Source organism: Streptomyces sp. NPDC056948, assembly GCF_042674225.1.
Classification (GTDB): Bacteria; Actinomycetota; Actinomycetes; order Streptomycetales; family Streptomycetaceae; genus Streptomyces; species Streptomyces purpurascens.
The window spans coordinates 23,185-30,873 of sequence record NZ_JBHUQX010000055.1 but is presented as its reverse complement, the minus strand read 5'-3'; the positions used below and the strand labels follow the sequence as shown (position 1 = coordinate 30,873).

The 7,689-nt window shown below is 69.7% G+C and carries 8 protein-coding genes; all 8 read left to right on the top strand.

The genetic code is table 11. The features are described from left to right. Positions 1–28: 28 nt before the first annotated feature. Positions 29–409, top strand: coding sequence for a DUF190 domain-containing protein (locus ACFTZL_RS10045; protein ID WP_382580058.1), 381 nt, complete (start codon positions 29–31; stop codon positions 407–409). Continuing rightward, positions 406–753, top strand: coding sequence for a fluoride efflux transporter FluC (locus tag ACFTZL_RS10040; RefSeq protein ID WP_382580056.1), 348 nt, complete (start codon positions 406–408; stop codon positions 751–753). The genes ACFTZL_RS10045 and ACFTZL_RS10040 overlap by 4 nt, the downstream gene beginning before the upstream one ends. A 119-nt stretch (positions 754–872) precedes the next feature. Then, positions 873–1,709 (top strand): undecaprenyl-diphosphate phosphatase, encoded by an 837-nt coding sequence (locus tag ACFTZL_RS10035; protein WP_382580055.1) that lies wholly within the window; start codon positions 873–875, stop codon positions 1,707–1,709. Between the two features lie 131 nt (positions 1,710–1,840). Further along, positions 1,841–2,572, top strand: a complete 732-nt coding sequence (locus ACFTZL_RS10030; RefSeq protein WP_382580054.1) for a FadR/GntR family transcriptional regulator — start codon at positions 1,841–1,843, stop codon at positions 2,570–2,572. Further along, on the top strand, positions 2,569–4,011 hold the full coding sequence (locus tag ACFTZL_RS10025; protein WP_382580053.1) for an amino acid permease: 1,443 nt from the start codon (positions 2,569–2,571) through the stop codon (positions 4,009–4,011). Before ACFTZL_RS10030 ends, ACFTZL_RS10025 begins: the two co-directional genes overlap by 4 nt. A 32-nt stretch (positions 4,012–4,043) precedes the next feature. Then, complete coding sequence (locus tag ACFTZL_RS10020; protein ID WP_382580057.1) at positions 4,044–5,060, top strand: asparaginase; 1,017 nt, start codon at positions 4,044–4,046, stop codon at positions 5,058–5,060. 130 nt (positions 5,061–5,190) lie between these two features. Next, a complete protein-coding gene (gene aspA, locus ACFTZL_RS10015; protein ID WP_382580052.1) occupies positions 5,191–6,603 on the top strand; it encodes an aspartate ammonia-lyase in 1,413 nt (470 codons plus the stop codon). A gap of 59 nt (positions 6,604–6,662) precedes the next feature. Further along, positions 6,663–7,595: a glutaminase gene (locus ACFTZL_RS10010; protein WP_382580051.1), complete on the top strand. Its 933-nt coding sequence runs from the start codon at positions 6,663–6,665 to the stop codon at positions 7,593–7,595. The last annotated feature ends 94 nt before the right edge of the window (positions 7,596–7,689 follow it).

Sequence of the window (7,689 nt, the reverse complement as noted above, 5' to 3'; positions counted from 1 at the left end):
CCCGCCGCATCCTGAACCGGAGGCAGTCATGACGAGACTGACCGGAAGGGCCCTGCGCCTGACCGTCTTCGTCGGCGAGAACGACACCTGGCACCACCGGCCCCTGTACTCGGAGATCGTCCACCGGGCCCATGCGGCGGGCCTCGCGGGCGCCAGCGTCTTCCGCGGCGTCGAGGGCTTCGGCGCCTCCTCCCTGATCCACACCTTGCGACTGCTGTCCCTGAGCGAGGACCTGCCGGTAGCCGTCGTGATCGTCGACACCGAGCCGCGCGTGCGGGCCTTCCTGCCCCAGCTCGACGAACTGGTCACCGAGGGACTGGTGACGCTCGACGACTGCGAGGTCATCCGCTACTTGGGCCGCGAGAACGTCCCGGGCGGAACCGACTCGAAGGGTAAGAAGTCGTTGTGAACTGGCTGCTGGTCGTCGGGGGCGCGATGGTCGGCGCTCCGCTGCGCTATCTCACCGACCGCGCGGTGCAGTCCCGGCACGACTCCGTCTTCCCCTGGGGCACCTTCGTGGTGAACGTCTCCGGCTGCCTGGTCCTCGGCCTGCTCACCGGTGCCGTCTCGCACCTCCAGTTGCTGCTCGGTACCGGTCTGTGCGGGGCCCTGACGACGTACTCGACGTTCTCCTACGAGACGCTGCGGCTGGCGGAGACGGGGGCCCGTCTCCAGGCGGCCGTCAATGTGGCGGCGAGTGTGGCGGCCGGCCTCGGGGCGGCGTTCGCGGGGGCCGCGCTCGCGCGTATGTGAGCCGCGCACAGGTGGGTGAGCCGCGCACAGGCGGGCCGCGTGGATGAGATCAGTTCTCGCCCGCGTGTAGTAAGACGGTGCTCTCCGCTCCCGCCTCCCCCCGAGCAGAACTGGATCCCATGAGCGTCATCAGCGTCGGTCAGGCCGTCGTCCTCGGAGCCGTCGAGGGGGTGACCGAGTTCCTCCCCGTCTCCTCCACCGGCCATCTGAAGATCGTCGAGGGGCTCATGGGCATCCCCGTCGACGACCACGCCGTGGTCGGGTTCTCGGCCGTCATCCAGGTCGGCGCGATCGCCGCGGTGCTCGTGTACTTCTTCAAGGACATCGTCCGGATCGTCTCCGCTTGGTGGCGGGGTCTGTTCGACCGCGAGGAGCGGTACCACCACGACTACAAGTTCGCCTGGTGGGTCATCTGCGCCACGATCCCGATCGTCGCCGTCGGACTCGCCGCCAAGCCGCTCATCCAGGGCCCGCTCGCCTCGCTGTGGGTGGTGGCGGGCTCGCTGATCGCCGGCAGCGGGGTGATGTGGGCGGCGGACCAGATGGGCCGGCACAAGCGCGGCGAGGACGACACCTCCTTCAAGGACGCCATGCTGGTCGGCAGCTCCCAGATCCTCGCCCTGCTCTTCCCCGGCTTCTCCCGCTCCGGCGCCACCATGTCCACCGCGCTGATCCTCGACCTGGACCGCGTCGCCGCCACCCGGCTCTCCTTCTTCCTGGGCATCCCCGCCCTGACCGGCGCCGGGCTCTACGAGCTCAAGGACGCCCTGGGCACCGGGGTGGGCGCGGCCCCGCTCGCGGTCGGCACGCTCGTGTCCTTCGTCGTGGCGTACGCCTCCATCGCCTGGCTGCTGAAGTTCGTCGCCAAGCACTCCTTCAACGCCTTCGTGATCTACCGGATCGTCGTGGGGGTGCTGCTGTTCGGCCTGCTCGGAGCAGGTGTGATCAGCAGCTGACCGCTCGCACGAGCACGACTGTCCGTCCGCACGGGAGAGGGGCCGGGAGCCTGAACGCAGGCTTCCGGCCCTCTGAACGTTTCTTTTCGGCCTCTTGACAGGTGCCTCCCGCGCCCCGCAGGATCACCACCGTGAACCTGTCAGACAGCCGGACAGCCGGACAGCCCGTGCGTCGCGTCAGTGCCATGGAAGCGGTGCTGGCGCACCTGCGCGACGCCATCGAACGAGGCGAGTACGCCATCGGCGACAAGCTCCCCTCCGAGGCGGAGCTGTGCCGCACCCTGGAGGTCTCCAGGCCCGTGCTCCGCGAGGCCCTGCGGGCCCTGCAGACCATGGGCCTGACCGTGTCCAGGACCGGCAAGGGCACCTTCGTCGTCGCCAGCACCGTCGAGGACCCCACCTTCGGCGACTACGCGGCGAGCGACCTGCTGGAGGTGCGCCGCCACGTCGAGATCCCGGTCGCCGGGTACGCGGCCCGGCGCCGTACCCCGGAGAACCTCGACCACCTGGCTCACATCCTCGACCGGATGGAAAAGGAGACGGACACCACCGCGTGGGTCGCCATGGACACGCTGTTCCATCTCGCCGTGGCCGAGGCCGCCCAGAACCCGGTCTTCCGCCGGGTCATCGAGGAGATCCGGGACGCGCTGGCCCGCCAGTCCGCCTTCCTCAACGAGCTGGGCGGCCGTCGCGAGCAGTCCAACCGCGAGCACCGCGCGATCGTCGAGGCGCTGATCGACGGTTCCGAGAACGACGCGGTGGAGGCCATGGCCCACCACCTCGACCGTGTCGAGACGACCCTCACCGACATCGTGCGTTCCCCGCGCACGGACACCCCCACGGAAGGCGGAACCGAGGCGTGAGCGAGCAGTCCCTGCACGAAGGAGTGCAGAAACGTTCCGGCCATGTCGATGCCGGAGACGCCGGCTACAGCAAGTCCCTGAAGTCCCGGCACGTCAACATGATCGCCATCGGCGGTGCCATCGGCACCGGCCTGTTCCTCGGTGCCGGCGGCCGCCTCGCCGACGCCGGCCCCTCCCTCTTCATCGCCTACGCGGTCTGCGGCCTCTTCGCCTTCCTCGTCGTGCGCGCCCTGGGCGAACTCGTGCTGTACCGGCCCTCCTCCGGCGCCTTCGTGTCGTACGCCCGTGAGTTCATGGGGGAGAAGGGCGCCTACACCGCGGGCTGGATGTACTTCCTCAACTGGGCGACCACCGGCATCGCCGACATCACCGCCGTCGCCACCTACACCCACTACTGGGGCATGTTCTCCGACATACCGCAGTGGGTGATCGCGCTCATCGCGCTGGCCGTGGTGCTCACGGTGAACCTGATCTCGGTGAAGATCTTCGGTGAGCTGGAGTTCTGGTTCGCGATCATCAAGGTCGGCGCGCTCGTCGTCTTCATGTGCATCGGCATCTTCCTGCTGGTCACCCAGCACCCCGTCGACGGCCACAGCCCCGGCCCGTCCCTCATCAGCGACAGCGGCGGCGTCTTCCCGCACGGCCTGCTGCCCATGCTGCTGATCATCCAGGGCGTCGTCTTCGCCTACGCCTCCGTCGAACTGGTCGGCGTCGCCGCCGGTGAGACCGAGAACCCCGAGAAGATCATGCCGAAGGCGATCAACTCGATCATGTGGCGCGTCGGCCTGTTCTACGTCGGCTCGGTCGTCCTGCTCTCGATGCTGCTGCCGTGGAACAAGTACACCGCCGGCGAGAGCCCCTTCGTGACCGTGCTGGGCAACATCGGCATCCCGGCGGCAGGCGACGTGATGAACCTCGTCGTCCTCACCGCCGCGATGTCCTCCCTCAACTCCGGCCTGTACTCCACCGGCCGCATCCTGCGCTCCATGGCCATGGCCGGATCCGCGCCCAAGTTCACCTCCGTGATGAGCCGCAGCCAGGTCCCCTACGGCGGCATCCTGCTCACCAGCGGCATCTGTGTCCTGGGCGTCGGCCTCAACTTCGTCGTCCCTGCCAAGGCGTTCGAGATCGTGCTGAACTTCGCCGCGATCGGCATCCTCGCCACCTGGGGCCTGATCATGATCTGTCACCTCCTCTTCTGGCAGAAGACCCAGAAGGGCGAGTTGACCCGCCCGGACTACCGGCTCCCGGGCTCCCCCTGGACCGAGATCGTGACGCTGGTGTTCCTCGCCTCCGTCCTGGTCCTCATGTACGCCGACGGCGGGGCGGGACGCACCACCGTGCTGTGCCTGCCGCTGATCGTCGGAGCACTGGTCGTCGGATGGTTCGGCATCCGCGGCCGTGTCGCACGCATGTCCACCAACGGAGCCGACGCGTGACCGACGCGTCGCTCCCCGAGAAGCAGGCAGTGATGTACAGCAGTTCCCCAGCGGACGCACCCCTTGTCCGTGAACCCGTCCACGCCCCCGTCGCCCACCTCATCCGCGGTGGGATCGTCGAAGGCATCCACTACGGCTCCGTCGTCGTCCTCGGCGCCGACGGAGACGTACAGCTCCAGCTCGGCGACATCGAGGCCGCCTTCTACCCGCGCTCCGCGCTCAAGCCCCTCCAGGCCGTGGCCATGGCGCGGGCCGGGCTCCCGCTCGACGGCGAGCTGCTGTCGCTGACCGCGGCCAGCCACTCCGGCGAGGAACGCCACCTCGCCGGCTCCCGGCGCATCCTCGAAGTCGCCGGGCTCACCGAGGGCCGGCTGCGCAACGTCCCGGACCTGCCGTACGACCCGGTCGTCCGGGACGCGTGGGTGCGTGAGGGCCGGATGCCCTCACGGCTCGCGCAGAACTGCTCCGGCAAGCACGCGGCCATGCTCTACACCTGCATGCTCAACGGCTGGTCCCTGGAGGACTACCTCGACCCGGGCCACCCGCTCCAGCAGGCCATCGCCGAGATCGTCGAGGACCTCACCGGGCAGCGCATCGCCCGGGTGACCGTCGACGGCTGCGGCGCGCCCCTGTTCTCCATCTCCCTGCACGGCCTCGCCCGCGCCACCGCCCGCATCACCACCGCGGTGCCGGGCACGCCCGAGGCACGGGTGGCCGACGCGATGCGCGAGCACGCCGAGATGGCCTCCGGTTCCGGCCGGGACGTCGCCGCGCTGATGCGGGCCGTGCCCGGGCTGCTCACCAAGGACGGCTTCGAGGGTGTGCAGGTCGCTGCGCTGCCCGACGGGCGGGCCGTGGCCGTGAAGATCTCTGATGGCGCGAACCGGGCGCGTGTGCCGGTGGCTGCCGCCGCGTTGGCCCGGGTGGGCGTCGACCCGGAGCTGCTCACGGAGTTCGCGGGCGAGTCGCTGCTCGGCGGTGGCGAACCGGTGGGCTGTGTGCGGCCGGTGCGTGCACTGGATCCGGTTCCGTCCACGGCGTGCGTGTAACCGCGCCGAACCGATGGGGGACTGCGGGTGGTAGCCGGTCCGCGGGCCGTTCGTGGTCGATCGCGCAGTTCCCCGCGCCCCTTTGGGGCGCGACTCACCCTCACCCCTCAGAAAGAGGACCCGCACTCTCATGACCGCCGTCACCCGCTCCGAACACGATCTGCTCGGCGACCGTGAGGTGCCCGCCGACGCCTACTGGGGTGTCCACACCCTGCGCGCCACGGAGAACTTCCCCATCACGGGTACGCCCATCTCCGCCTACCCGCATCTGATCGACGCCCTCGCCGCCGTGAAGGAGGCCGCCGCCCTCGCCAACGAGGAACTCGGCCTGCTGGACCCGAAGAAGGCCGCCGCCATTGTCGCGGCTTGCCGCGAGATCCGGGACGGCGAGCTGCACGACCAGTTCGTGGTCGACGTCGTCCAGGGCGGCGCCGGCACGTCCACCAACATGAACGCCAACGAGGTCGTGGCCAACCGGGCGCTGGAACTGCTGGGCCACGCCAAGGGCGAGTATCAGCACCTGCACCCGAACGAGGACGTCAACCTCGGCCAGTCCACCAATGACGTCTACCCGACCGCCGTCAAGATCGCCACGGTGTTCGCGGTGCGCGGGCTGCTCGCGGCGATGTCCGTCCTGCAGGACACCTTCGCCGGCAAGGCCGTCGAGTTCCACGACGTGCTCAAGATGGGCCGTACACAGTTGCAGGACGCCGTCCCGATGACGCTCGGCCAGGAATTCTCCGCGTACGCCGTCATGATCGACGAGGACCGGTCCCGTCTCGCCGAGGCCGTCGAGCTGATCCATGAGATCAACCTCGGCGCCACGGCGATCGGCACCGGCCTCAATGCCCCCGCCGGATACGCGGAGTCGGCCCGCCGCCACCTCGCGGCTCTCACCGGCCTGCCGCTGGTGACCGCGGCCAACCTGGTCGAGGCGACTCAGGACTGCGGCGCCTTCGTCCAGATGTCGGGCGTGCTCAAGCGCATCGCGGTCAAGCTCTCCAAGAGCTGCAACGACCTGCGGCTGCTGTCCTCCGGCCCGCGCGCCGGCCTCAACGAGATCAACCTGCCGCCGGTGCAGGCCGGTTCGTCCATCATGCCCGGCAAGGTCAACCCGGTGATCCCCGAGGTCGTCAACCAGGTCGCCTTCGAGGTGATCGGCAACGACGTCACCATCACCATGGCCGCCGAAGCCGGACAGCTCCAGCTCAACGCCTTCGAGCCGATCATCCTGCACTCCCTGTCGGAGTCCATCACCCATCTGCGCGCGGCCTGCCTCACGCTCGCCGAACGCTGCGTGGCCGGCATCACCGCCAACACCGAGGCGCTGCGCGCCACCGTGGAGAACTCCATCGGCCTGGTCACCGCCCTCAACCCGCACATCGGCTACACGGCGGCCACCGACATAGCCAAGGAGGCCCTCGCCTCCGGCCGGGGCGTGGCCGAACTCGTCCTGGAGAAGGGCCTGCTGCCCGCCGAGACACTCGCCGGCCTGCTGCGCCCGGAGGTCCTGGCGGGAAGCGGCCCGGCTCCGACGGCCTGACGCTGCCGAGCGCACCGGGACCGGCACGGAACCGGCACGGGACCGGCCGGGGGGAGAGAATGGTGATCATGACATCGTCGACGACCTTCCAGCCGGTCCTGGAGCGCATCGCCGAGGAGATCGAGCGGACCCCCGGCCGCGGCCGGCCCGCCGACTACATTCCGGCGCTCGCGGCCCGCGACCCGCGCCGGTTCGGCATGGCCGTCGCCGAACCCGACGGCACGGTGTACGGGGTGGGGGACTGGCGGGAGACGTTCTCCGCGCAGTCCCTCACCAAGGTCTTCACCCTCGCCCTCGATCTGGCCCGCGAGGGCGACGCCCTGTGGGAACACGTGGGCCGCGAGCCCTCCGGCAACCCCTTCAACTCCCTCGTCCAGTTGGAGTACGAGAACGGCATCCCGCGCAACCCGTTCATCAACGCGGGTGCCCTCGTCGTCACCGACCGGCTGCACACCCGTACCGGCGACGCCTCGGGCGAACTGCTGGCGTTCCTGCGGGCGGAGAGCGGCAACCCCGGCCTGGCCTTCGACGAGGAGGTCGCCGCCTCCGAGACGGCCCACGGCGACCGAAACGCAGCCCTCGGCCACTTCATGGCCGCCTACGGCAACATCGACAACCCGGTGCCGGTCCTGCTCGACGAGTACTTCCGGCAGTGCTCGATCACCGCGTCCTGCGCCGACCTCGCCCTGGCCACGACCTTCCTGGCCCGCCACGGTGTCCGCGCCGACGGAACCCGACTGCTCACCCGCAGCCAGGCCAAACAGATCAACGCGATCATGCTGACCTGCGGCACGTACGACGCGGCGGGCGACTTCGCCTACCGTGTCGGGCTGCCCGGCAAGAGCGGCGTGGGCGGCGGCATCATCGCCGTCGTCCCGGGCCGCTGCACGCTGTGCGTGTGGAGCCCGGGTCTGGACGAACGGGGCAATTCGGTGGCGGGTGTGGCGGCCCTCGACCGATTCACGACGCTGACGGGCCTGTCGGTGTTCTGAACGCGATTGTCGAACGTTCCTTCAGGGGCGCGCTGCGCGCCGAGCCCCACCGGCCGGCACCTGATCACCGGCCGGTCACACTGCCGCTTCCTCC

Bases quoted from the DNA above. Each gene is read 5' to 3' on its own strand.
- ACFTZL_RS10045 (WP_382580058.1), top strand. From the start codon at position 29: ATGACGAGACTGACCGGAAGGGCCCTGCGCCTGACCGTCTTCGTCGGC.
- ACFTZL_RS10035 (WP_382580055.1), top strand. From the start codon at position 873: ATGAGCGTCATCAGCGTCGGTCAGGCCGTCGTCCTCGGAGCCGTCGAG.
- ACFTZL_RS10020 (WP_382580057.1), top strand. From the start codon at position 4,044: ATGTACAGCAGTTCCCCAGCGGACGCACCCCTTGTCCGTGAACCCGTC.
- aspA (WP_382580052.1), top strand. From the start codon at position 5,191: ATGACCGCCGTCACCCGCTCCGAACACGATCTGCTCGGCGACCGTGAG.
- ACFTZL_RS10010 (WP_382580051.1), top strand. From the start codon at position 6,663: ATGGTGATCATGACATCGTCGACGACCTTCCAGCCGGTCCTGGAGCGC.